Here is a 25,106-nt window from a genome sequence, read left to right as displayed (position 1 = left end):
GTGGATGTGTAACTGGGAGCGACATCATGAGCAATTCAAGTCAAGAGCGATTGGAAGGTTCGGCAAGGTGGATAGTGATGGGATTGGGGGCCGTTGGTCTGTTGATGACGATCAACCAAACCTTTGCCCTCAAGCTGTTGGGGTTCTATCCGATCGGTAATGCCTTCATCTACTATCTGATAGGGCTGTTCCTATCGGCGGCACTACTGATCTTTCCGGCTCGCAAGGCTGATACTGAACGCCTTCCCTGGTATGACTGGGTGCTGGCGGGGGCTGCTCTTGGCGGCGCCATCTACCTCGGCCTTAATGGCCTGCGCATGACCCAGCAAGGGTGGGAGTATTTCGCCCCGCTCGAAGCCACGCTGGTGGCAACGATGATGCTGCTACTGGTGCTGGAGGGCGTTCGTCGCTGTGGTGGCTGGGCGATTTTTGCCGTGGCACTGCTGTTTGGGCTCTATCCGCTCTATGCAGGCCACATGCCTGGTTTCCTGTGGAGTAACGGTTTTGGATGGGGGGAAACCATCCGAGCCCATGTCATGGGGGCGGAAAGCATTGTGGGCGTGCCGATGCAGGTCGTCGCCAACCTGATTATCGGCTTCGTCGTATTTGGGATTGCGCTAACCATCACCGGTGGCGGTGAGTTCTTTATGAATTTCGCCACTGCATTGATGGGCCGAAGCCGCGGCGGGCCCGCCAAGGTGGCCGTCGTTTCCAGTGCCTTCATGGGCAGCTTATCCGGTAGTGCGGTATCCAATATCCTGACCACAGGGACGATTACCATTCCTGCCATGAAGCGCAGTGGCTATTCACGCGAATATGCCGCTGCCGTAGAGGCGTGCGCCTCCACGGGCGGAACCTTGATGCCGCCCGTTATGGGGGCCGTTGCCTTCATCATGGCTTCCTTCCTAGGCGTCAGTTACGGTGAGGTAATGCTGGCGGCGTTGCTGCCTGCGGTGCTCTTCTACCTGGCCCTGCTGCTTCAGGTAGATAACTATGCTGCCCGCAAAGGCCTCATGGGCATGCCCGACAAGGATATCCCCAGGGTGCGTGACACGCTGCTCTCTGGATGGCCGTACCTACTCAGCCTGGGCGTGCTGATCTATATGCTGCTTGTCATGCGTCTGGAAAGTCAGGCGCCTTATTATGCCACCCTGATATTGCTGGCGATTGCACTGGTGCGCCGTCAGCAGCGGCTGCGTATCAGCCAACTGCTGGATTTTTTCTATCAGTTGGCACACGGGGTGGGGAGTCTGGTCGCCGTTTTGGCCGGTATCGGTTTGGTGGTCGGTGGGCTTTCCTATACGGGGGTTGCAGGGGCTTTCTCTCGCGAACTGCTGTTGTATGCAGGTGACAGCATTCCCCTGATGCTGGCGGCGGGGGCGATTACCAGCTTTATCCTCGGGATGGGAATGACGGTCAGCGCATGCTACATCTTCCTGTCGATTCTGCTTGCGCCAGCGCTAGTGGGTGCTGGCCTCAATCCTCTTGCCAGCCACCTGTTCATTCTTTACTGGGGAATGCTCTCCTATATCACTCCACCCGTGGCGCTAGCCGCCATTACTGCTGCCGGTGTTGCCGGCGCCAACAGCACCCGAACGAGCCTGTATGCCGTGCGGTTGGGAGCCGTGCTGTTCGTACTGCCGTTTCTGTTTGTGCTCAACCCATCGCTGATTTTGCAGGGCCCCCTGTTGAGCGTGATGGCCTCCGCTTTTACAGCCATGACCGCGATCTGGTTGGTGGCAGCGGCGATGGAAGGATACCTTTATCGAATAGGTTCGGTGGGAGTGCGCATGCGTTGTGCGCTGCTGCTGCCTGCCGCACTGATGATCTACCCCGAATGGATCAGTGACCTGCTGGGCTTTCTAGCGCTTGCATTGTGCTACCTGATGGCGATGCTGCACACCACGAAACGCGCAGACATCACGAAGTGCTCCACCTAGGTAAAGTTGCTTGGACACCCACGGCGTTCGTCAGCAGAGCTTGCCGAGCGCCGTCATGCTTACTCTGCATCCCGCAACGCTTTCCCCAGACTGCCAAAGTAGTCGCTGAACGCTGCATTGATCTGTTCCCTCTGTGCGCCTCGTGGGTAAAGACCTCTTTCCGCTTCAGGAGAGGCCTTGGTGCCTTTGACCAGGAAGTGATTGGTGATGGCCGCATCTTGCACAAACCCTTCAAAGGCGCGTGCGCAGAGCTCTTCGGGTTTACTGTAATAGAGCTGTCCAAGTTTTTTATCTACTTGCACCGAATGCTGAAACAGCTCGCTAGGCTGATCGCCTGCTGGCTGCAGCAGAATAGCTTTGAAACAGTCCATCAATAATTGATTAAGCGGGTGGGGAATGGGCGTCGCATCAGCCAGCCACGCGGTAGAGGCGAACATGCCGTTGGGGATGCCACGAAAACACTTGCTGACGATGTAGTGATCAAAAGCATGAAACCACTCGTGGGCAATGCTGCCGGGGCCAGCGTTTTTAGCCAGCGCAAAACTGCGTTGGCTGGGGTCATAGTGGGCAGAAACACCCGGTCGACCACCGCTGCCGTACTGCAGCGCGATTGAGCCGCGTAGGGAAATCAACGCCTCTGTTCCCTGTAAAATCAACATAAGATCGCACAGTGCATCATGAAACAGCTCGGCGGCACGGTCGCGCTCAGCGTTGGTTACCCAGCGTCCAATCTCAATGGAGCGAAAATCAAACTGACGCCGGATCAGGGCAAAACTGCTGGCTTGCCCCTGGCGATGGTCAGGACCACTGCGATAAAAATCCCGCGCTTCGATGCTCACTTGTCGTTTCTCCTTGCATTCCGCCATCCAGACCCCCACTAACTAACCGTAACGCATTTTAATTGCCTCATTTTCCACCGCCAGGAGAGAGATATGAGCAAGCGTATTTTAGTGGTACTGACGTCTCACGATCAGTTGGGTGATACCGGTAATAAAACCGGTTTTTGGCTCGAAGAGCTGGCAGCCCCTTATTATGTCTTTAAAGACGCGGGTGCTGAAGTAACGTTGGCATCGCCCAAGGGTGGGCAGCCGCCGCTTGATCCAAAAAGTGACGCAGACGATAGCCAAACCGATGAAACGCGCCGCTTTAAGCAAGATGAAAAAGCGAACGCGGAGCTTGCCGCTACCCATCGCTTGAGCGACATGAAGGCTGATGATTTCGATGCGGTATTCTACCCCGGAGGCCATGGCCCGCTATGGGATCTCGTTGACGACGCGGACTCGATTCGCTTGATCGAAACCTTTATCGCCCAAGGCAAGCCGGTTGCCACGGTTTGTCACGCGCCGATAGTGTTGGTAAATGCTAAAGACAGCGCTGGTGAACCGCTAGTAAAAGGCCGCCAAGTAACGGGCTTTACTAACGGCGAAGAGGAGGCTGTGGGCTTGACCAATATCGTGCCGCATCTCGTTGAAGATGCCTTGCAAAAGTGCGGCGGGATTTATAGCAAAGCGGATGATTTCACTCCTTACGTACGTGAAGATGGCCAACTGATCACAGGGCAAAACCCGCCTTCCTCAGCGCTCACGGCTGAAACGCTAATGGCGTGGCTGACGAAATAACCCGCCGGTATTAATACCGGGTTTGGTGACGACGGCGAGGCTCTCCTCGCCGTTTGTATTTTTGGGTGCCGATTAGATTCTGACTATGCTTATAGGGAGATAGGTTATTTATTTTTAATTAGCTATGTTCTCAACAGCGCAGTTCTCAGCAGCGCAACAAGGAGGCGACTAACATGGAGACAGCACGCGTCTATCGGATGAAAACCGCGGAACATCTCTGCCCATTCGGTATGAAAACAGTCGATTTGTTAAAACGCAAAGGCTATCAGGTTGATGACCATCCGCTTACATCCCGAGATGAAATTGAAGCGTTCAAGGCCCAGGAGAATGTCGATACCACTCCGCAAACCTATATAGGTGATAAACGTATTGGCGGCTATGAAGAGGTTCGTGAGCATTTAGGCATGAGCGTGCCGAGTGCAAAAGAGACCGCATATCGGCCAGTGATCGCGATTTTTGTTACCGCTTTGCTCATCGGTCTGGCGATTAGCTGGGTTGCCAATGGCACCTTAGTGGCAGCACGAATGCCTGAGTATGCGGTGGCCACGGCCATGGTGCTGCTGGGTTTGCAGAAGCTGCAGGATGTAGAGAGCTTTAGCTCGATGTTCCTTAACTACGACTTACTGGCTCAGCGCTATGTCCCTTACAGCTATGTGTACCCCTACGCAGAAACCCTGGCAGGGATACTAATGCTGGCCGGTGCCATGCTTTGGCTGGCAGCACCGCTGGCGCTGTTTATCGGCACGGTGGGCGCGGTGTCGGTTTTTAAAGCCGTGTACGTGGATAAGCGTGAGTTGAAATGTGCCTGCGTTGGCGGAAGCAGCAATGTGCCACTAGGGTTTGTATCGCTGACAGAAAATATCGCCATGGTGCTGATGGGGCTATGGATGCCGCTGAAAATGTTGCTATAACAATCGTCGTCAAAAACTTGCTTGGCTAAAATGCTATTTAAAATCCAAAAATCCGTTAAAAAACAATTTATTTGCCGCTACATATCACAGGTTAGATAAACCCGCTGTTATAAAGCGCACTGTGTGCACACAGCGAAGGGAACTCGCGACAGGGAAGAACAAGCAAGGATTGCTTGTGTAGCACAAGGATGCACAAACAGGATGTTTGTGGTGCAAGATCAGGGAAGAACAGATGAAAACCCGGCCAAGGAGTGGCCGGGTTTTTTTTACCCTGGAATAAATAAAAATTTAATTAAGCTCTTATGACGCTTTTGTTAATAATGTATTGCTATTGCTAGTAAAAAGGCAGCGGTCACAAAGATAAGCCTTTTTTATAATAATTGCTCAAGTTGGTAAGCGATTGTTTTAACAAGCATAGTGATAATAAAGCGAGCTTAATTCACTCAAGGGTATTTCAACCGCTGTTTGACAGTTCAGGCAGCGTACGGTGGTACTGTCTTTACCGGTGCCTTCTAAACGGAAGCGGTTCAAAAACGGGTCTTTGGGTGACTCTGAGTTACCACAATGCCGACAGATGACATCCAGCCCGTTGACTTTGCTGCTAATAATAATGTCTCGCACGCTGACCTCCTACCATTAGGTTAGATGATGGTTCAGGCGTGGTAACGTCCGTGTAGAGTGGTATCGTTGCCGATACTTTTAATAGTATAGCGCTGCAAGGCATATGTGCCATATAAAAAAGCGTGCTTTAAATAGGTGCAGTTAATCTGAATAAAAAAGATAAATTTTTTCCGGTTTAATAACATAGGTTAGATAAATAGAGTGTTTTAAGGTTCACTGTGAGTACACAGCACAAGGAAGTGGCAACAGGGAAGATAAAGCTAGGAAAGCTTACGCTCATGGAAGCACAAACAGGATGTTTGTGAAGACGAATCAAGGAAGGTTTGATAAAGCCCCAGCCAGGGAGTGGCCGGGGCTTCTTTTTTATACGCTTGTTTTATTTCTTCGCCTTTTTCTTACTTTTCTTACTGTCGTTGCCTTGGCTAACTGTTTTGCCTTCGCTGCTCTCGTCTTTGCTGTCATCCTTCTCACTGTCAGGCTTGTCGCCGCCTTGATGGGTGAGCGGGCTCGCTTGGTCTAAGCGCGGGTGGTTATCCAGGAATTCACGCTGCAGGTCAGGTATGGCATCCAAGGCTTGCAGGGTATGGGTGAGGGCGTGAATAGCCGCCAGCACGTCCTGGGTATGACCGGTTTCTGAGATGGTGTGCATATTACGGATGGGGAAACCAATCGAGGTAGCGGCACTGTCGATAGACGCCAATACGCCTGCCATGCCATCGGTACCCGTATCGATACCCACAATATCGCGCTGCAGCGGAATATCCTGCTCTTTAGCGGCAGTGGCGATAATGCGGTTGAGCTGTTCGCTAGCAATAGAGCCCACCGCCATGGTGAAGCCTTTGCCCATCTCTAGCGGCTGCATACGCTTGTCGCCGATGCCGGGCGCAGCCACATAGTCATGATTTACATCGACACCAATGAGCGCATCTGGCTTCATTTCGCCCGCCATCACGCGGCTGCCGAAACGGCCAATCTCTTCGTAGCTGGCAATCGCAAACAGCACGCGCACATTTTGGGTGCCACCTGCTTCGGCGATCAAACGCGCCACTTCGGCGGCCACAAAGCAGCCTAGGCCGTTATCCAGGTAAGCGCCGTAGAAGGTATTGGGACTGAAGCCGGGGCGGATAGGGCGGTCGAAAATAATCGAATCGCCGGGCCGTACGCCCAGGTTCAGCACCTGTTGCTTTTTATTCTCGCCGTGGATCTGTAAATCCAGGTAGATCTGCTCTTTTTTCAGGCCTTTGCTACCATCGCGCTGGGCAGGATCGGAGAAGTGAATCGCGCCCAGGGCCTCGACCGTGCCGCCTTCAATGCAGCGGTAGCTACCGGGGGCGTCCGGGGCTTCGCTAAACAGCTTCACTTCATGGCCGATCAGCACAGTGGGCAGAAACGAATCAGTGTTGATCCAGATCTTGCCGTCTTCGCCAATCGAGCGCACCTGCATGCGGATTTTATCCGCATGGCCGATCAGCATGACCTTGAACATGTCGTCGCGGCCGGGGTGAGTGTCCAGCACAACGCCCGCGTTGCCCTTAAACTGGTGAAGGTGCCAGCTTTTAGGCGCGAAGCTCTCAAAATGCGGCTTGAGCACGCCGTAGGTCATGGCAGCTTCCAGGCCTACGGGGCTAGGGGCGGCAAGAATATCGCGCATCAGTTTGAACTGCGCGTCGGGCATCGGTTGTGTCCAGGGTTTCGCACTATCGCTCATCGTTGTCGCTCACTCATTTTTAGGTGGATGTTAATCACCTCTAGTCTGCCAGATTCCCGCACTGTGTGTAGAGAAAGCCGCTTATTCATGGTGATGAATTAGCTCGAGCAGGGCGCTGGTGGCGGCGGAAGGAGGGTGACGGCGGCTCAATATAATGCCCAGCTCACGGCGAATGGTTGGCTCGACCAACGGGCGGTACTCAATCCCATCAGCGGCAATTTGACGAAAACTGAGTGAGGGCAGCACGCTAATGCCTAACCCCGCGGCTACCATGCGGCCTACCGTGGCGATCTGGCGCGCATCGCACAAGATATCCAGCCGTTCTCCTACGCTCTGCATAATGCGGTCAATATCCTGGCGCGAGCTGGAAAGACGATTGATACCAATAAACGGATAAGCTGCGAGTTGGCTCCAGGCGACGGCTGATTGCGCCAACAACGGATGCCCGCAGGGGCAAACGACCACATAGCTGTCTTCGAGGACGGGCTCAAACGTCAAGTCGTCTGCGTCGCTTGGTGGCACTGAAAGACCCAGGTCGGCGCGACCTTCGCGCACCATTTGATTGATTTGATCGGCCAGCACATCGTGCAGGCTGAGGTTAATACGTGGGTAAGCCTCGTGAAAAAGCTTAATGACCCGCGGGAATAGTCCTGCCGCCAGAGTAGGCAGGGCGGCCACGGTTACCTTTCCGCGCTGTTTGGAAAATTGGTCGTTGAGATCCTCAAAGGCTTCGTTCCAATCATTCAAGAGCCGCACGGCAACGGGCAGAAAAGCCTCGCCTTCCGGTGTTAACGCGAGCTGGCGCGTGGTGCGGGAAAACAGTGCACCACCGACGTTCTCCTCAAGTTTACGCAGCGCAATAGAGATCGCCGGTTGGGAAAGATGTACTCGCTCGCTGGCCTCTGCAAGGCTGCGCGAGTGGGCGACGGCAACAAAAACACGCAACTGCTGGATGCTTGGATTCATTTAGAAAGTAAAACATAAATTAAAAACTATTCAATATACAAAATTAAACCGGAGCACCATGCTTGGCTTATCGCGATTAGATTCGTCGCGATCACCGTTTTAGATAAAAACCGCTCTACAATAACAATAGCTCGCTTAGCGAGCTTCGGAGACACAATGAAAACGCTACTGACCGCCATGGTGGCAAGCGCCGCTGTGCTAGCCGCTGCGACCTCTCATGCCGATGAACGCCTGTTGATTGGCTCTACCTCAAGCTCCTCCAGCCACTACAGCTACTTTGTGGCAGTCAATCAGATTATTAATAACCAAGTTGAAGGGATCAGTTCTTCGGTTGCCGAAACCGGTGCCACTGTGGATAACCTGCGCCGTTTAGGCCGCAACCAAATCGATATGGGCCTGGTGACCACCAATACGGGTTATCACGCCTACGCCGGTGAGGAGGATTTTGAAGGCCGCCCCGTCGATAACCGCCTGCTCTGGGTCTACACCGTGGCACCACAGAATACCGTAATGCGCCAGGATGCAGGGGTGGAAACCTTTGCTGACTTAAACGGTGTGCGCTTCAATCCAGGCATTACGGGGTCAGCTACTGAGAAAACCACCGAAGCGGTAATGCGCGCACTTGGTATCGAACCGGATTATGTACGTGGTTCCACCACCGATATGGTCGACGCCATGAAAGATGGCCGAGTGATGGGGTCGGTAAAATCGGGTGTCGGAGAACGCCTGGATGGCTCCTCCATGGATATCGCCACTTTCACACCGATTAGCGTGCTGTCGCTTGACCAAGAGCAGGCCGACACACTGCGCAGCGAAATGCCCGATGTGGCGATTGTCGATGTACCTGAAGGTGCTGCGGAGGGGATTCCTGCCTACACCACTTGGGCCTTTGGTGTGGCCGTGCACGCCCATCCGGATATGGATGAAGAAACCGCCTATCAAATCGTCAAAGCGGTGATTGAAAACCCAGAGCCGCAGGTTAACGCCTTCGCTGCCATGCAGGATGCGGATATGGCGAAGATGACCCTGGAGGTTGGCACCGTGCCACTGCATGCTGGCGCTGCGCGCTATTTCGAAGAGCAGGGGTATGACATCCCCGATGCCTTGCAGCCAGTCCAGTAAGGCCAATCGGAGAAGATGATCATGCGTGAGACAGTCACCAAAGGCTTGGCGCTCCTGTTGGGCGGGCTAATCCTGTATACCTCCGCCACTGGGCCGTTCGAGAGTTTGATTCAGCGGAGTATCTTTCTCGCGCTGGTCATTTTGCTAGGGCTTGCCGTTTATCCGTTAGGCGCAGGCAAGCGCTGGCGCCCGCTGGGTATCGCTATTGATGTGGTGTTGGCAGTGGGTGTGGTAGTTGCCTGCAGCTATGTGGCGCTTAACTACGAACAAATTCTGGTCGAACTACCCTGGGCAACGCCTCGGGATATGTTGCTGACCGGCGTACTGCTAGTGGCTATTTTGGAACTGTCACGCCGTGCCATCGGCGTGATCTTTCCACTGTTGGTGTTAGTGGGATTGGCCTATGCGTGGTTTGGAGCAGCCATTCCAGGGCCGCTCGGTCACCGTGGTTTTGATCTGTATTACATGACCGAAACCATCTACCTCGGCGATTTAGGCGTGTGGGGCATGCTGGTGGGCGTCGCCGCCACCACTATCGCTGCTTTCGTGTTGTTCGGCTGTTTGCTGCTACATACCGGAGGCGGTAATACCTTTATGGATCTGGCGCTGCGTATTAGCGGCCGCTCGCCAGGCGGTGCTGCCAAAGTGGCCACGGTGGCCTCCGGGCTATTCGGCATGGTCAGCGGCAGTGCGGTGGCCAATGTGGCCACCACGGGCAACTTCACCATTCCCATGATGAAGCGCTTGAACTACCCACGCCCGTTCGCAGCTGGAGTTGAGGCCGTGGCCTCTACCGGCGGCCAAATCGCACCGCCAATCCTGGGTGCTGCGGCATTTATCATGGCGGAAATTCTAGGCGAAAGTTACCTGCGTATCGCCTTGGCGGCCTTGTTGCCAGCGATTCTTTTCTATCTCGGGGTGTTTGTCACCATTCACCTCGTCGCCAAGCGCCGCCAACTGCAGGTAGTGCCTGATGATGAGCTGCCAAGCTGGTCAGACGTGATACGCCCTGAACGAATTATTCCCATTCTGGCTGCATTAGGCGGGCTGTTTTACGGCGTGCTCAGCGGTCGTTCGATCCAAATGTCGGCGTTCTACGGCATCTTGATGACCGTGCTAACGTTCGTGCCTTTTGCGCTCATGGCTAAGATGCCGCTGCGCGAGATCCTCGGCAAGCTGGTGGCAGGCTTAGTCGATGCAGGCAAGGGCATGGTGATTATTGGCGTGCTGCTGGCCGGGGCGCAGATACTGGTGGCGATGATCGGTATGACAGGCATCGGTGTGACCCTAGCCAGCTTGATAGTCACGGTGGGCGGAGAGTCGCTGTTCCTGGTCGCCTTTATCGTCGGCGGCGTGTGTCTGATTTTGGGCATGGGGATTCCGACCACGGCAGCGTATGTTCTGGTGGCATCAGTGCTGGCGCCTGCGCTCACCACCATCGGTGTTGAGCCGCTGATTGCCCACCTATTCGTTTTCTACTTCGCGACACTCTCAGTCATTACACCGCCTGTCTGCATTGCGGTCTTTGTGGCCTCAGGCATTGCCGACACCAACTGGCTGCCTGCGGCGGTTGAATCAGTGCGCTTGGCGGCGGCTATCTACGTCATTCCCTTCCTGCTGCTGATCTACCCAGCCCTGGCAGGGTTTGGTTCTGCCCTGGAGATCGTCTTGGCCAGCTGCCAAGGGGTCGTGTTTGTGATGGCCTTCGCCGCGCTGATGTCCCGGGTAGCCATGACGGGTAAGCGCGTGATCGATGTCGTGGGGCTGATCGCGGTCATTGGACTGGCGCTGACACCCGGCTGGCTGACCACGCTGGCGGCGCTAGCCCTGATCATTGGGCTATTTATACGCCGCCGCTCGCTGCTGAGAGACGAGCAGGGGGCCGTCGCGGGCGACCACCACTCTCTTCAGGCCAAGGAGACACAGCTATGAGCTTTTTATTAGGCAGTGGTGCGGGTTTTTCTGGCGACCGTACCGATGCGGCCGTGGCGGTGGTGGCAGAGTTGATCAAGCGACAGCAGCCCTCCGCTTTAGTATTTGAAACCCTGGGTGAACGGACATTAGCGGCAGCTCACCGCGCGATGCGTGATGATCCCGAAAGCGGGTTTGAACCGCTGTTAGACGAGCTGCTGGCGCCAGTGCTCCGCGACTGCCTGGATCACGACATTAAGATTTTAGGCAACTTTGGTGCGGCGAACCCCCGTGGTGCTTGTCAAGTAATTGCTGACTTGTCGACACAGCTTGGGCGCGGGGATGTGCGCATTGCCCAGGTGCACGGTGACGATATCCGCCAGCAGCTACATAGCTTGGACTTACAGCGCTGGGAGGCCGAGCGGCTGGATATGCCTGGCGATGACGCCCTGATTTCAGCCAATGTCTACCTGGGAGCCAAGGCGCTGGCTGAGGCGTTGGTCATGCAGGCGGATGTGGTGGTTACAGGCCGTGTTGCCGACCCGGCGCTGTTTTTAGCGCCGCTGATGCACCACTTCGATTGGCGTTGGGACGATTGGGATCGCCTGGCTTGCGGGATGATGGCGGGGCATTTGGCTGAGTGTGGCGCCCAGGTAAGCGGCGGCTACTTTGCCGATCCGGGTTTTAAAGACGTGCCGGGGCTCGCCACGGTGGGCTATCCGATTATTGAAGTGGAGCAGGATGGCAGCCTTATTATTACCAAGCCTGCCAATACCGGTGGCTGTGTTACCGAGCAAACGGTGAAAGAACAGCTGCTTTACGAAGTGCATGACCCGGCGAATTACCTAACCCCGGATGTCACGGTGGATCTTTCCCACGCCGAGGTGCGTCAGTTGTCACCTAACCGTGTGGCGGTGACGGGAATTCGCGGCAAGCCTGCGCCTGAGCGGCTAAAAACCACCGTGTGCTATGAAGGCGGTTGGCAGGGCGAGGCGGAAATCTCCTATGCCGGCCCGAACGCCTTGGCACGAGCCCAGCTTGCAGCGCAGGTACTGCGTGAACGATTGGTGTTTCGAGCCCCTGCTGAGCTGCGTACCCGCTTGGATATCATTGGCTTGGCCAGCGTATTCGATAGCGATAGCGGTGAGCTGCAGCGTAGCGCTTCAGCGTCTGCCAGCGGCGATTATCGGCTGCGACTGGCGGCCGAGCACAGCGAGCGGCGCTGGGTAGCCCGCGCCACCCAGGAGCTATTGGCGCTTTATTGTGCCGGGCCTGCGGGCGGCGGCGGCGTGCGGCGTCAGTTTCAACGGCGAGTGTTTACGGCCTCATATTTGGTCAAACGTAGCGACGTTCATGCCCATGCCAGTCTGTTTGAAGCGTCGCCCCTCGGCGAACGTAGGAGTGAACGTTATGCTGCAAGCTGAACCCACGCAAACGGCGGTGCACCCGCATTCCTCGGTCACCCTTCATCAACTCGCCCATGCCCGTGCAGGTGATAAGGGCGAGCGGCTAAACGTGGCACTGTTTGCCTATGACCCAGACCATTACACCACCCTGCTGGAGCAGGTAACCGAGGAGCGTGTGCTGGCGCTGTTTGCTCATCGTGGTGCCAGCCGAGTGCGGCGTTACCCTTTGCCTAATTTGGCGGGCATGAACTTCGTGATCGATGACGTGCTGCAGGGCGGCGTTAATGGCGCGCTCAACTTGGACGGGCATGGCAAAACGCTATCGTTTTTGCTGTTAAGCATGGAGGTAGATGCGAGCTAGGCCTTTTTAACCTCGCTCCTCGACTTAGGTGGTCATGACCCGCTGCCTGAAAGGCCTTACTATGACGATAAAATACGCACGCTAATTAACATAACGTCCGCTCAGTCGTCGTTAAAGAGCCGTTCAGGAGCAGCCCCATGACCGTCGCAACGCTAGGTGCCCAGCGCTTCAAAGTGCTGTTGGCGGGCGTTTTTAGCCAAATATTATGTGTTGGCATCGCGCGCTTTGCCTATACCCCATTGCTACCGGTCATGCAGCAGCAGACCTGGATGGGTGATGCCGATGGCGGCTGGCTGGCTGCGGTTAACTACGCGGGCTATATGCTGGGGGCCGTGCTGGCCGCCTCTATTCACAGTATTTATATCAAAGACACGCTATTTCGCTGCGGGTTAATCCTGGCGGTAATCACGACTGCGGGTATGGCGCTTACCGATCACTTCTGGGTTTGGGCGGGGTTGCGTTTTCTGGCGGGTCTTTCAAGCAGCGCTGCAATGCTATTAGCGTCAGGGCTGATTCTTCACTGGTTAATCCAACATCGCCAGCGCGGCGAGCTGGGAATTCATTTTGCCGGTTTGGGGCTAGGCATGATTGTCGCGGCGGTGGCAGTGGAGATGATGCTCCAGTTTTCCTTTAGCTGGCAGACCCAATGGTGGGGCTTTAGCCTGCTGGGTGCCGTGCTGCTGGTGCCTGCCTGGCGCTGGCTGCCGCGGCCGGAAAGGCCGCTAGAAGGGGCTCACGTGGCGAGTAGCCGAACCGCTACGCCGCCAACACGTATTTTTATGCGCTGGATGCTCGCCGCCTACTTTTGCGCCGGTTATGGCTATGTGATCAGCGCTACCTTCTTAGTTGCCATCGTTGAGCGTGAGCCGCTGCTGGCGGGGATGGGCAACTGGACGTTCGCTCTGGCCGGTTTAGCCGCCGCCCCAGCGGTGATGCTGTGGGATCTGGTCGCCCGTCGAGTGGGCTATTTAGGGGCGCTTATTCTCGCCATGGGGATTCAGGTAGTGGGGATCGTACTGCCTGCGATTACCGCGAACTCAGCAGTGGTACTGCTCAGTGCGGTGCTCTATGGCGGTACCTTCCTTGGTTGCGTCAGCCTTGTGCTGACCATGGCAGGTAGGCTCTATCCTTCCAGCCCCGCGCGGCTAATGGGGCAGATGACTCTGGCATACGGCGCCGCCCAGATATGCGCCCCGGCATTAACCGGTATGTTGGCTGAAACCTCTGGCCACTATGATGTTGGGCTGTGGTTGGCGGGCGGTTTTGTAACGCTTGGCGCGGTGCTGCTGGCCTGTTTGCGCCGGGTAGATCAAACCGCTCAACGCTTGGATGCCGCCGCAAAAGCCACGGTGTACGCCTAGGAACTGGGGCCTAGTGGGCATTACCCTCGAAATCCTTTAGGATGAGCGCCTTTTTCTTACGGGATATGGGCAAATGACCTCTTCTAGGCAACCTCGCACCCAATGGCTAGGCCGCTGGGGGTTTATGTTGGCGGCCACCGGTTCGGCGGTGGGGCTAGGCAATATCTGGAAATTCCCCTACATGACTGGGGAGTTTGGCGGCGGCGCCTTCGTGCTGGTCTATCTAACGTGCATCTTTGCCGTGGGTGTGCCGGTGATGATGGTCGAAATCGCGTTTGGTCGGCGGGGACGTGGTAGCCCGGTGGATGCCATACGGCGCGTGGTCAATGAGTCTGGCCGTTCATCGGCCTGGTCGTTGATTGGTTGGATGGCCATGCTCTGCGGCTTTATGATCCTGTCGTTTTACGTGGTGGTGGCGGGCTGGTCGTTCTCGTATCTGTGGAAGATGCTGACCGGGGGGCTCGCGGGCAGCAGCGTTGATGAGATGGCCGCTGTGTTCGGGGCCAATAACGCCAATCCGCTGAACCTCGGTTTCTGGAGCACCCTGGTTACGCTGGCCACCATGTTGATCGTGGGTAAAGGCGTGCAGCAGGGAATCGAGAAGAGCGTTAGCTGGATGATGCCGGGGCTGGTGATCATGCTGGTGGTGTTGATTGGCTTTGGTATGTTTTCCGGTGGCTTTGGCGCTGCGGTTAACTTTCTGTTCTCCTTCAATGCGGGCAGCCTCTCTAGCGAAGGCCTGCTGGCAGCGCTGGGTCATGCGTTTTTCACCCTCTCGCTGGCCTCTGGAGCGATTCTGACCTACGGCAGCTACTTGCCTAAAGACGCCTCTATTGGCCGCACCACGGTGAGTGTGGCGGTGGCGGATACCGTTGTTGCCTTGATGGCGGGGCTTGCGATCTTCCCGGTTATTTTCGCCAATGGCATGAACCCCGGCGAAGGCCCTGGGCTAATTTTTATGAGCCTGCCGCTGGCTTTCCAGGCGATGCCGCTGGGCACCCTGTTTGGCATTCTCTTCTTCCTGATGCTCTCTATGGCAGCGCTGACCTCTTCGATCTCTATGGTCGAAGCCACGGTTTCCTGGCTGTGCGACAACAAAGGTATCTCGCGTTCGGCAGCCGCCTGGGGCACCGGTATTGTGCTGTGGTTGATTAGCACACTGGCGATGCTGTCGTTTAACCTGGGCGCGGATTGGACACTGGCCGGTAAGAACTTCTTTGACTGGCTGGATTATTTAACCTCGCGCTGGATGATGCCGTTGGGTGGTCTGGGCACGGTAGTGGTAGCGGGGTTTGTGCTGAAAAGCGAGACCTTCCGCGACGAGCTGGGGCTTGCTCCCTTGCCTTATGCGCTGTGGCTGACCATGGTGCGCTACGTTAGCCCGCTGGGCATTGTGGTGATTTTTGTCGACGCGCTGGGCGTTTATCAGGTCTCGTTTGCGGCTCACTGGCCCTGGTTGCTGGGGATTCTGTTTGCCATGGTCGCGCTTGGAGAAACCTTAAGCCCGCGGCTGCGTACTGCGCTTAGCGCTGGTTAACGCCTGCTGTTTTTTCTGCTTCTCTTTCTGCTTTGCCTCGGCGGCGGCGACTGCGCCGGGGTGAGTGCCCACTTTCATCAACTCGTCCCAGCGCGTGGTATAGCGGTCTGAGCGGTGGGCGCAGCGCAGTTGCCAAGCAGCAGGGGCATCCGTCATACCAAAGCTGATAGTGCCTTGCCCCATGCGCTGGTTGATCTGATCCACGGTTGCCATTAAAAACGGATGGCGATCACGGACTGGCGGATGCAGCAGCGAAAGCTGGTGCTGCTCTGCATCCACTAAATCCAGCAGCATCACGCCAGCTTTCATGAACTGGTAGCGGGGGCGATGAATCTGCTCAAGGCCTTGGCGTACGGCATCAAGGATCACCCGGGTATCGTCGCTGGGTGAGGGCAGGGCGATCAGCGCCTGCGGGAAGTATTGCAACTGATCGCGGCGATGACGGTTAGTGTTGAGAAATACCATCACCGCACGAGCTAAGCTACGTTGCTCGCGAAGTTTTTCAGCGCTGCGCTGGGCGTGGCGCCGTAGTGCATTATGTACTTCTGCAAAAACGCCGGTGGGCTGGCCGAAAGAGCGCGAGGTCATAATGCGTTGGCGCGGTTGATCCAGGGCGTTCATCTCCATACAAGGCGTGCCACGCAGCTCGAGCGCGGTGCGCGCCAGCACCACCGAGAAGCGCTTGCGCAACTGCTTGTCGTCGCTTTGACGCAAGTCCCAAGCGGTGGTCACGCCGCCAATCGCTAAGCGCCCGGCAAGCCGATGGCCGACGCCCCACACGCTGCCCACCGGCGTACGTTTGAGCAGCGCCTGCGTCGTGTGATCTTGTCCATTAAGCAGGCAAACGCCTTGGTAATGTGGGTCTTGCTTGGCAAGGTGATTGGCTAATTTGGCGAGCGTGTGGGTGGGTGCCAGCCCAACACACACCGGTAACCCTAAATGGCGGCGAATACGATGGTGCAATTCTCGCCCCAGCCTCTCACACTGCTCTGTGGTTAATCCTTCCAGGTAGACGAACATTTCATCTATTGAGTAGGGCGCAATTGCAGGGCAGGCATCGCGTAGTAGTTGGGTCAGCCGTGCCGACATATCTCCGTAGAGTTCATAGTTAGACGACAGCAGGTGGATCTCGCCGCGCTGACGCATTTCTTCAAGCTTGAAGGCTGGCGCACCCATAGGGATACCCAGCGCTTTTAACTCGGCAGAGCGGGCGATGACACAGCCGTCGTTGTTCGACATTACCCCCACGGGCCTACCTTCCAGCTTGGGCTGAAAAACCCGCTCGCAGCTGACGTAGAAGTTGTTGGCATCGACTAGACCGATCATCGCAAGTACTCGTGCACGACGGCGCGCACCACCCCCCATAGCTGGCAGTCGCTGCCTTCAAGTGGCAGTGGCGGATAGTTAGGATGTGTTGAGCACAGGTGCGGCGTTCCCCGATAAAGCGCATAGCGTTTAATTAGCGCCTCGCCCTCCAGCATAGCGACCAGAATATGTCCCAGTTGCGGTTCAATACTGCGATCAACCACCAGCAAATCACCCTCAAAAATTCCCCAACCCTCCATGCTGTCGCCGGTGGCGGTGACATAAAACGTCTCAGTAGGGTTTTTAACCAGCCGTGTGTTGAGATCCAGCGTGCATGGCTCGTAATCCTGGGCTGGTGAAGGAAAGCCACTAAAACCAGCGTGGCCACAAGGCTGCGGCTGAGAGGTTAACGGCAAGGCGGGGGTAAAGTGAGAAGACTGGCCCGGCATCGTCGGCATCCTGGTGCTTAAAATATTGTATAAATATACAGTATTTTGCATGGCGAAGGAAAATGCAAATTGACGCCCCCTGAGATCGCTTCACTGCGTTCGCGATGACTCTCCCTCTGTCATTACATGAATCACGCTCATGCAAGACCTGACGAGGATGCGATGAAAGTCGCGTCAGGCTGAGTTATGATAGCGCCCTCGCTTCTTCCATGATGACCCTTTCTCGTTACGAGGTTCCCGCCGATGTTCAGCCGCGATATGACAATTGCCGGATTTGATGATGTGCTGTTTGATGCCATGCAGAAAGAAGTGGAGCGCCAAGAGGCCCACATCGAACTGATCGCTTCCGAAAACTACGCCAGCCCCCGCGTACTAGAAGCGCAGGGCAGCCAGCTGACCAATAAATACGCTGAGGGCTACCCCGGTAAGCGCTACTACGGCGGCTGTGAGTTCGTCGATATCGCTGAAAACCTGGCCATTGATTATGCTAAAGAGCTGTTCGGCGCCACCTACGTAAACGTTCAGCCCCACTCCGGCTCGCAAGCCAACAGCGCGGTGTTCCAAGCGCTGGTTAAGCCAGGCGATACCATTTTAGGTATGAGCCTGGATGCGGGCGGCCACCTGACCCACGGTGCCAAGCCTAATTTTTCCGGCAAGCACTACAACGCCATTCAGTACGGTCTGGATGAGCAGGGGTTAATTGATTACGCTCAAGTGGCCCAGCTTGCTCGCGAGCACAAGCCCAAAATGATCATCGCCGGCTTCTCAGCCTATTCACAAATTGTTGATTGGGCCAAGTTCCGTGAAATCGCCGATGAAGTAGGCGCTTACTTACTCGTTGATATGGCCCACGTCTCTGGTCTGGTCGCGGCAGGCGTATACCCCAGCCCCTTGCCCCATGCCCATGTGGTCACCTCCACTACCCACAAAACCCTACGCGGCCCCCGCAGTGGCGTGATTCTCTCAGCGGAAAACGACGCTGATATCGAGAAGAAGCTACAGTCAGCGGTTTTCCCCGGCGGCCAGGGTGGCCCCTTGATGCACGTAATCGCCGCCAAAGCGATCTGCTTCAAAGAGGCTATGGAGCCCGAGTTCAAAACCTACCAGCAGCAGGTAGTTAAGAACGCTCAGGCAATGGCCAAGGTGTTTATCGATCGCGGTTACGACATCGTCTCCGGCGGCACCGAAGACCACCTCTTCCTGCTTTCGCTGATCAAGCAGGGTGTAACCGGCAAAGATGCCGATGCTGCTTTGGGTCGTGCCCATATCACCGTGAACAAGAACGCCGTTCCTAACGACCCGCAAAGCCCGTTTGTCACCTCTGGCCTGCGTATTGGCACCCCGGCGGTGACCACGCGCGGTTTCAGTGAACAAGAGTGTAGTACGTTGGCAGGTTGGATCTGTGACATTCTGGACGTACTGGCCAAGGGCGAAGACACCAGCGCCATCGAAGCCCAGGTGCTGGATAAAGTAGCCGAGGTTTGTGCGCGGCTTCCGGTTTATAAATAAGCAGCTGTAACTATTCTCCTTGGCGAAGGATAGTCACAAAGAACGGGCGGCCCATTAGGGTCGCCCGTTCTTTGTTAAGGGTTGGGTTCCTAGTTCAGTTTTTCGAGAGCGGCCAAGCTCTGTTTTACCAGTGCCGATGCGTCTGCTTGCGAAGCAGATTCGCTATAGCAGCGCAGCTCCGGTGCATTGCCAGAGGGGCGAAGGTGCACGATATCTCCATTTTCAAGTGTGGCTCTCAAGCCATCAGTGCTATTGACTGCTGAAATGCCAGCCTGTAACCCTAATGTTTGCTGCATCAGCTCAGGTGAGGTTTGCCATTTGACCAGCAACGCATGGCTTTTCTCAGTGGCGAAATCCTTGAGTCGGTCGCTTGCCGTATAACGGGCAGGTAAGTCAGCGATTAGCTGCGAGAGGTTAATCCCGCGTTGGGCGGCCATCACCATTAGAGTAAGGCCGGGGAGCAGCGCATCGCGGGTGGGTAAGGCGGCTAATTGACGGCCATCACTCTCCAGTCTGCTTCCCAATAGAAAACCACCGTTGGCTTCAAACCCAGCCACTCGCGTAAACCGCTTACTGAGCTTAGCCATACTGTCCAATACATACGGTGAACCAATGCGCGTGCGTTCAACTAGCTGGAAGGCACCACACGCTTCTATCGCTGTATTGCAGCTTACCGGCACAGCCAGCGCTTCGATTCCCAATGCACGGGCGCAGAGTAACCCGACAATATCACCACGCTGCCACGTACCCGTTTCATCCCCAAGCAGCGGTCGATCTCCATCGCCATCGGTAGAAAACAGGGCTTGTAATTGATGCTGGTTTGCCCAGACACGCCCTTGAGCCTGATCCTCGTCGCTAACGGCCTCGGTATCTACGGGCACGAAGGCCTCGCTGCGGCCTAGCACTACTACATCCGCACCCAACTCGCTCAAAATATGCGCATTCAAATCGCGCCCTGCGGCCGAATGTTGGTACAAGCCTACCCGCCAACCTTTCAATGGCTCTCCTGGAAACCAGGTGGTGAAGCGCTCTAAGTAGGCCTGATTAGCGGCTTCAGAAATCTCTCCGCGCACTGGCGCGGGGAGGGTAGGCATAGCCGCCTCAGCATTAAGAATAGCGGTTTCATCAGCTTTGGTAATCTCGCCATCAGGGCGGTAAAACTTGATGCCGTTACGGTTAAACGGTATATGGCTGCCGGTAATCATGATGCAAGGTATGCCATCCGCCATTGCCTTTAACGCCAGGGCAGGCGTAGGCAGTACGCCATAGTCATTTACCTTCACTCCTAGCGTATGGGCCGCACTGGTACAGGCGGCTGCCATCGCCGGGCTGCTGGGGCGGCGATCCATACCTAGCGCAATACGTTCTACTGGAAAAGAGTCCCGCATGGCGGTAATAAATGCCACGGTGAAAGCTGCACATACTTCATCGGTAAACTGTTCAACCAGCCCTCGTGCGCCGCTGGTACCAAAAGCAATGCCGCTGTCATGAATAATAGCGGTAGTGGAACGTACTGAACTCAATGTATTTCTCCTGAAAAAAGTGCTTGCGGTGAGTTTAACACCCTAGGCGGGAAGCGCTACGGGGCGCTTTGAGCGCTGAAGCGATCAGGGGTAATGGCTAGTAAGACAAAAAATGGCCCCCGCAAGCGGAGGCCATCTCAAAAGGTAGTACGTTTAATTAAGCTTCAGCGAGGCCTAAGTTCAGGCCTACTAAGATAGGATCGTGGTCTGAACTACGGAACGCATCATCGGAGTATAGGTTGTCATCCTGACGATCATTAGTGAAGTCGGTGTTGTAATCCAATGCCGATGCTTCATCCGCATTGATATGCCAAGTCGTGGTGCCCGTGACCTGTGTTGCGAGCGTTTCACTGGCAAACGCATGATCTAACGAACCCCAGAATCCATCAAAGACATAGCTGTAATCATCGTCCTGAAGGGTATAGCCCGCATCGGTCAGGGTCATGATGGGGTCTTCCATGGCATAAGAGTTCAAGTCACCAAGAATCAGCACGTCGCTGTCATTGCTACCGGTGGGGTTGGTGGATAGCCATTCAAGCAATTCCTCCGCGGCCTCGACCCGTGTGGGGTTGTTGTTGGCCTGTCCGTCGCCGATAGCGTCTTCACCATTGACGACACTGCCTTTGGATTTAAAGTGGTTAACCACCACCGAAAAGGTTTCACCGTTACTATCTTCAAAGGTTTGCATCACCGGTGCGCGGTTTGCAGTAGCGAAAGCCCCATCGGTTTTAGTGGCTGCAGCGCCAGTAGGTGTCACCGCCTGACTGTTGTAGATGACCCCAACCGCAATGGCATCATCCCCAGGGCTAGTGGTGTTGCCATTCCCATCTTCGGGGACGCTGTAAGCCCAAGTGACATCCTGAATGTTTTTATCCTGCACATCTGCATTCAGCGCATCAACCAACGTTGCAATGGCGCTATCGTCACCATAACCGTTGTTCTCGATTTCCATGAGACCCACCACATCAGCACCGCTGGTATTAATCGCCTCGACGATTTTGGCTTCCTGACGGGCAAACTCTTCAGCATTATTGGCGCCGCGTGGATCATGCAGAGTGCCATTTAAGGTCTCTGTTTTGTTGCCGTTTTCATCCAGGGTAGTGAAGTAGTTCAATACATTGAAAGAGGCCACTGTAATGTCGGCATCACCCAGAGCATCTGTATCAGGTGTTGCCGGACGCTCAGCGCCGGTAAAGTCCAGGCCTTCGACGTTTTGGACTTTCCACTCTTCGAAGTTGTAATCAAGCACGCCTTCGAGTGTCTGAAGCTCATCGCCCCCGCGCAGCGGGTTAGTACCAGAAAGCTCCTCACCGTTACGACCATAAATAATTGGATCAGCGTTTTGTGTCGAGTTTGCGTCATCGATTTTGATGGTGCGCGCTTCGGCGTCTTCAAGCCAAGCGCTATAGCCTTCGACGTCAGGCTCGTTGACTTCTGTGAACTGCTCTAAACGGCCTCCTGATGAAAGCGTAACTTCGCCGTAACGGCCCAGCTCGTAAAGCTCGGTGACCACCAATGGCTCACCGTCCATCGCTTCTATGGCTACGCGCATACCTTCAAAGGCTTCCAGGCCTTGTTTGTCGGTAAACGGCATGATGATTCGCTGGCTTTCAGGCAGGGGCACATCGTTAGCCAGCACCTCCAGGCTGCCGCGTTCGGCAGTTAACTGCGTTTTCTCGAAATATTCTGAGACCTCGCCGCCAATGCGAATTTGATCGCCGGCAGTGAGCTGCTCCAGCCACTCACCACTACCGCTACCCGCGTACACAAAAATACCTTCTGACGTCTCGGCATTATCGTCGTTATCGCTATCTTCCTCTTGCAGGAAGAAGCCATCCAAGCCAGGCGCTACCATGGTGACGATGGCTTCAAGTGTAACGTTTTCACCCTCTAAAGTGCTGCTGCTCGAGTCACCCTGTACTGCAGAAATCAACGTAATATCTATCTGAGGTTCATTAGCTAGCCCAGGCGACGCCACGGCGGGTACATCACTACCATCACCGCCCAGTGCATCAGAGCTAACCACCCCCTCAGTATCAGTGGTGGTGAATTTACCTAAATCCACATCCCAGGATGCGGCGTCAAACCCGTCGGTATCAGGGTAGGCTTCCATTGCCACCTGGTTGCCATCAACACGTGGGTCGCCTTGCCACAGCGTTACGGCATCGCCGCCACCGCCCAGGCCAGAAGCATTCTCGGCATAACCGATTTTCAAGGCATCGATATTATCCAGGTTGCTCCACGCTGAACGGAATTCCGCAACTGATTCGGCATCGCCATCGACCATGACAATCGCTGATTCACCAGGCGCTAGCGAGCTTAGCCCCTTAATTTCTATAGCATCTACGGGATCGGCACTGTCATCATCGTAGTAAAGCGGCATATTGCTGAAATCAAGCGCTTCAGACGAACGGTTGGTTACTTCAAACCAATCAGCGGTGACGTCAGAACCGCTTTGGCCCGACCATATCTCAGTGATGGCTAAACCAATATCGCGCTCGCCCGGCACATAAGGAGCTTCCATCGTGCCCACATGAAAGTCAGTAGTGGGATTGGTGGGTAGTTCACCGTACTCAAATGACCAATTCTCTGGGTTGCCAACTGCGCTTAATAGCTCCTCCGCCGTGCCGAAGCCATTACCGGTAAAGGCGGCATTGCGTGCGCTGCCAACGGCAACCGCCGTGACACCCTCTTCAAGGCCAGGCGGCAGGGCAGAGTTATTAGAGGAGTCAGCAGTTTCCTGCCACGCATCGCTGTTGGTTTGAGCCGCGTAGATAAATGTTGGGTCGCTAGCCTCGCCGATGAAAGCAAGTACTTGGTCACCGCTGACCGAAAGATTAAACCCGTTATTACCCACCTCGCTGCTGTTAGCAGTAGTGAATTGCGGAGAATCCGCAGTGTAAGTAACAACCGTGCCTGCAGGTACGCCGCCTTCAGGCGCAGTCCACTTAACGGCGCCTTCGCTGGCACGGAAGCCATCGCCTGCCCAGCCTGAGTCAGTAAAGGTAATTTCCGCACCTTCGCTGATACCCTTCAATGCTACGAACTGGAAGGATTTTTCACTGCCACTGACCGCAGTAATCGCAATGTCACCGGCTTGAGGTGCAAAATCAGGCAGGTTGAATTCAATGTCTGTGCTCACAAAGCGCTGCTGTTCGGCGGGTAGATCCTTAGACTCTTGACCATCCTCTAACCAATCCACCGTGCCGCTATCAAACAGCACGCTCGCAGTAACGCCCGACTCGGTGATGGAAACATCGAAAAGTGATTCCGGCTTCGCCGTCAGTGCGTCCGGTAGGGTATTGAGATCCGGGCCGTCTATTTCACGAACGGCATAATCGCCATCCCATAGGTAAAGACCAAAACCTACGTCGTCGTCATCGTTAACCGGGCCCGCCAGGATCAGATAACCTTCATCGCCAGCAGGTTCAATAGAGCGCACAGCGCGACCATCCAGGTCTAAACGCAGGGGGGCGCCAAAGGAAGCTTCGTTAGCCTCACCAGAGACGAGGTCAATCACATTTTCAACGGGCACTAATTGTGCGAAGCCATCATCCAACGGCGAGCGTAGGCCAAGATAAAGGGAATCACCGATAAACACAGCGCCTTCAATATTGACCCCTAATGAGAGGCTCAGCGCATTTTCACCAAGCCCATGGCCATTTTGGGCATCCCAGTCGTTAAGCTGGCTGGCTAAATCGGTAAACTGGCCCGTCACCTCGATGCTCAAACTCTCAGCGTTATCACCTGTCACTTCAGTGGCGAAAATCATTGAGCGCTGGCTGCTCTCGTGGGAGCCTAGCCAGTAGTGGGTACCTTGATAAGTCGCCACCGCTTCCAAGTCCACCTCTTGGGTGTCATTCAAACCCAGAGCAGTATTTAGGTTAATTTCCGCCAGAGGGGCGCCGTCAGTATCGCGCTCATAGAGGCGTAACACTTGGTCTTCGTCATCCGCCACCAGCATGAAACCCTCACCCACGGCAATCGCTGCTGAAGCGTCAGAAGCGCCCGTGTGGTAGCGCTCTCCCAGATTGAAGTTTGGGTTGCTTGGCTCAGGCTGATTGGGGTCAGTTGGGTTGTTGGGCTCTTCAGGTTCTGTTGGCTCTTCAGGTTCTGTTGGCTCTTCAGGTTCTGTTGGCTCTTCAGGTTCCGTTGGCTCTTCAGGTTCTGTTGGTTCTTCAGGTTCTTCTGGCTCACTCTCAAGCTGCTCAATATAACGACTCAGTAGCGATGCAACATCATCCACGCTGGAGCCATCGCCGAGTAAAGGAGCTAATACACGTGCAGGTTGCTGTTCAATGCTTTCGCTGCTGTTCATAAATGCTGCGGCAAGCTCCTCACGAGACAGCCCGTCCGCCAGCAGCGCTGACCAGTACACAAAGCCTTCTGGGTCAGGCTCACGGTTCAAAACACTGTTGTAGAGTTGATTTAGCCAAGTGGTATCGTTCAAGTTGGAAACGGTGGCTTCGAACTCATTAGACGCTTGAAAACTATTGGAAATCTCTTCCAATGCTAAGCCGTTACGGTACTCATTGACCCAGTACGCGAGGCCTGCAGGGTCGGCCGTACGTAATAGGTGAACACTATAGAGCGTAATAATAGGCTGGATTTGCAGCTGAAATTCATCGCTGGTCACCATTGAGTCAAGAGTGGTTGCAACATCGACAGTTCCGCTATCCAGGGCGGTAGTCCAATAATTAGCGCCAGCCTCATCCGGCTCACGCAATAAAATATCGCGATATAACGTAGAAACAAGCTCAAAGTTGGTCATTTAACCAGCCCTCACAGGATGAATGGAAAGGTTGAATTTATTACTAAGTCATAGCAATTAAATGACTTAAATGTTTTATTTTGATG

At 55.2% G+C, this 25,106-nt stretch carries 17 protein-coding genes; 10 read left to right on the top strand and 7 right to left on the bottom strand.

The window, feature by feature from the left end; genetic code table 11:
• Window positions 1-26: 26 nt before the first annotated feature.
• On the top strand, window positions 27-1,940 hold the full coding sequence (locus AC4EYZ_RS03860) for a TRAP transporter permease (RefSeq protein WP_474192025.1): 1,914 nt from the start codon (window positions 27-29) through the stop codon (window positions 1,938-1,940).
• Between the two features lie 59 nt (window positions 1,941-1,999).
• On the opposite strand, the gene AC4EYZ_RS03855 is transcribed toward AC4EYZ_RS03860, so the two are convergent.
• Complete coding sequence (locus AC4EYZ_RS03855) at window positions 2,000-2,779, bottom strand: CLCA_X family protein (protein ID WP_474192024.1); 780 nt, start codon at window positions 2,777-2,779, stop codon at window positions 2,000-2,002.
• A gap of 93 nt (window positions 2,780-2,872) precedes the next feature.
• Between AC4EYZ_RS03855 and AC4EYZ_RS03850 the strand changes: the two genes are divergently transcribed.
• Together AC4EYZ_RS03850 and AC4EYZ_RS03845 are read left to right on the top strand one after the other, a co-directional pair.
• The gene (locus tag AC4EYZ_RS03850) at window positions 2,873-3,559 is read left to right on the top strand and encodes a type 1 glutamine amidotransferase domain-containing protein (RefSeq protein WP_009288080.1); all 687 of its coding nucleotides are present in this window, start codon (window positions 2,873-2,875) and stop codon (window positions 3,557-3,559) included.
• Window positions 3,560-3,732: 173 nt separating this feature from the next.
• A complete protein-coding gene (locus AC4EYZ_RS03845; protein ID WP_039860162.1) occupies window positions 3,733-4,470 on the top strand; it encodes a glutaredoxin in 738 nt (245 codons plus the stop codon).
• A 997-nt stretch (window positions 4,471-5,467) separates the two neighbouring features.
• Here the strand turns inward: AC4EYZ_RS03845 and AC4EYZ_RS03840 are convergent.
• Window positions 5,468-6,799: a M20/M25/M40 family metallo-hydrolase gene (locus tag AC4EYZ_RS03840; RefSeq protein ID WP_490204133.1), complete on the bottom strand. Its 1,332-nt coding sequence runs from the start codon at window positions 6,797-6,799 to the stop codon at window positions 5,468-5,470.
• Window positions 6,800-6,880: 81 nt separating this feature from the next.
• On the bottom strand, window positions 6,881-7,765 hold the full coding sequence (locus tag AC4EYZ_RS03835) for a LysR family transcriptional regulator (protein ID WP_490204132.1): 885 nt from the start codon (window positions 7,763-7,765) through the stop codon (window positions 6,881-6,883).
• Window positions 7,766-7,921: 156 nt separating this feature from the next.
• On the opposite strand from AC4EYZ_RS03835, the gene AC4EYZ_RS03830 reads away from it, so the two are divergent.
• From AC4EYZ_RS03830 to AC4EYZ_RS03805, 6 genes are all read left to right on the top strand, one after another.
• Window positions 7,922-8,887 carry a TAXI family TRAP transporter solute-binding subunit gene (locus tag AC4EYZ_RS03830; protein WP_474191076.1) on the top strand — a complete coding sequence of 322 codons (966 nt, stop codon included), beginning with the start codon at window positions 7,922-7,924 and terminating at the stop codon, window positions 8,885-8,887.
• A 21-nt stretch (window positions 8,888-8,908) separates the two neighbouring features.
• The gene (locus AC4EYZ_RS03825) at window positions 8,909-10,819 is read left to right on the top strand and encodes a TRAP transporter permease (RefSeq protein ID WP_022520383.1); all 1,911 of its coding nucleotides are present in this window, start codon (window positions 8,909-8,911) and stop codon (window positions 10,817-10,819) included.
• Complete coding sequence (locus AC4EYZ_RS03820; protein ID WP_027959627.1) at window positions 10,816-12,222, top strand: acyclic terpene utilization AtuA family protein; 1,407 nt, start codon at window positions 10,816-10,818, stop codon at window positions 12,220-12,222. The genes AC4EYZ_RS03825 and AC4EYZ_RS03820 overlap by 4 nt, the downstream gene beginning before the upstream one ends.
• Window positions 12,209-12,565: an AtuA-related protein gene (locus AC4EYZ_RS03815; RefSeq protein ID WP_027959626.1), complete on the top strand. Its 357-nt coding sequence runs from the start codon at window positions 12,209-12,211 to the stop codon at window positions 12,563-12,565. Before AC4EYZ_RS03820 ends, AC4EYZ_RS03815 begins: the two co-directional genes overlap by 14 nt.
• A gap of 137 nt (window positions 12,566-12,702) precedes the next feature.
• Window positions 12,703-13,926, top strand: a complete 1,224-nt coding sequence (locus AC4EYZ_RS03810) for a YbfB/YjiJ family MFS transporter (RefSeq protein WP_027959625.1) — start codon at window positions 12,703-12,705, stop codon at window positions 13,924-13,926.
• 73 nt (window positions 13,927-13,999) lie between these two features.
• A complete protein-coding gene (locus AC4EYZ_RS03805; protein ID WP_041157895.1) occupies window positions 14,000-15,463 on the top strand; it encodes a sodium-dependent transporter in 1,464 nt (487 codons plus the stop codon).
• Here AC4EYZ_RS03805 and AC4EYZ_RS03800 read toward each other — a convergent pair.
• The gene (locus AC4EYZ_RS03800; protein WP_035538499.1) at window positions 15,425-16,789 is read right to left on the bottom strand and encodes a Y-family DNA polymerase; all 1,365 of its coding nucleotides are present in this window, start codon (window positions 16,787-16,789) and stop codon (window positions 15,425-15,427) included. The two genes, AC4EYZ_RS03805 and AC4EYZ_RS03800, sit on opposite strands and share 39 nt — an antisense overlap.
• The gene (locus AC4EYZ_RS03795; RefSeq protein WP_342584814.1) at window positions 16,786-17,217 is read right to left on the bottom strand and encodes a LexA family protein; all 432 of its coding nucleotides are present in this window, start codon (window positions 17,215-17,217) and stop codon (window positions 16,786-16,788) included. The genes AC4EYZ_RS03800 and AC4EYZ_RS03795 overlap by 4 nt, the downstream gene beginning before the upstream one ends.
• Window positions 17,218-17,460: 243 nt before the next feature.
• On the opposite strand from AC4EYZ_RS03795, the gene glyA reads away from it, so the two are divergent.
• Window positions 17,461-18,726 (top strand): serine hydroxymethyltransferase, encoded by a 1,266-nt coding sequence (glyA, locus tag AC4EYZ_RS03790; protein ID WP_223289059.1) that lies wholly within the window; start codon window positions 17,461-17,463, stop codon window positions 18,724-18,726.
• 89 nt (window positions 18,727-18,815) lie between these two features.
• Here glyA and AC4EYZ_RS03785 read toward each other — a convergent pair whose 3' ends face one another.
• Window positions 18,816-20,249: a phosphomannomutase gene (locus AC4EYZ_RS03785; protein WP_342584813.1), complete on the bottom strand. Its 1,434-nt coding sequence runs from the start codon at window positions 20,247-20,249 to the stop codon at window positions 18,816-18,818.
• 157 nt (window positions 20,250-20,406) lie between these two features.
• Window positions 20,407-25,020: an ExeM/NucH family extracellular endonuclease gene (locus tag AC4EYZ_RS03780; protein WP_342584812.1), complete on the bottom strand. Its 4,614-nt coding sequence runs from the start codon at window positions 25,018-25,020 to the stop codon at window positions 20,407-20,409.
• Window positions 25,021-25,106 lie beyond the last annotated feature (86 nt).

Source organism: Vreelandella sp. 162(4c) (assembly GCF_058152265.1).
Note: the sequence above shows the minus strand (reverse complement) of the source record. Positions and strands in the feature narration are given on the sequence as shown.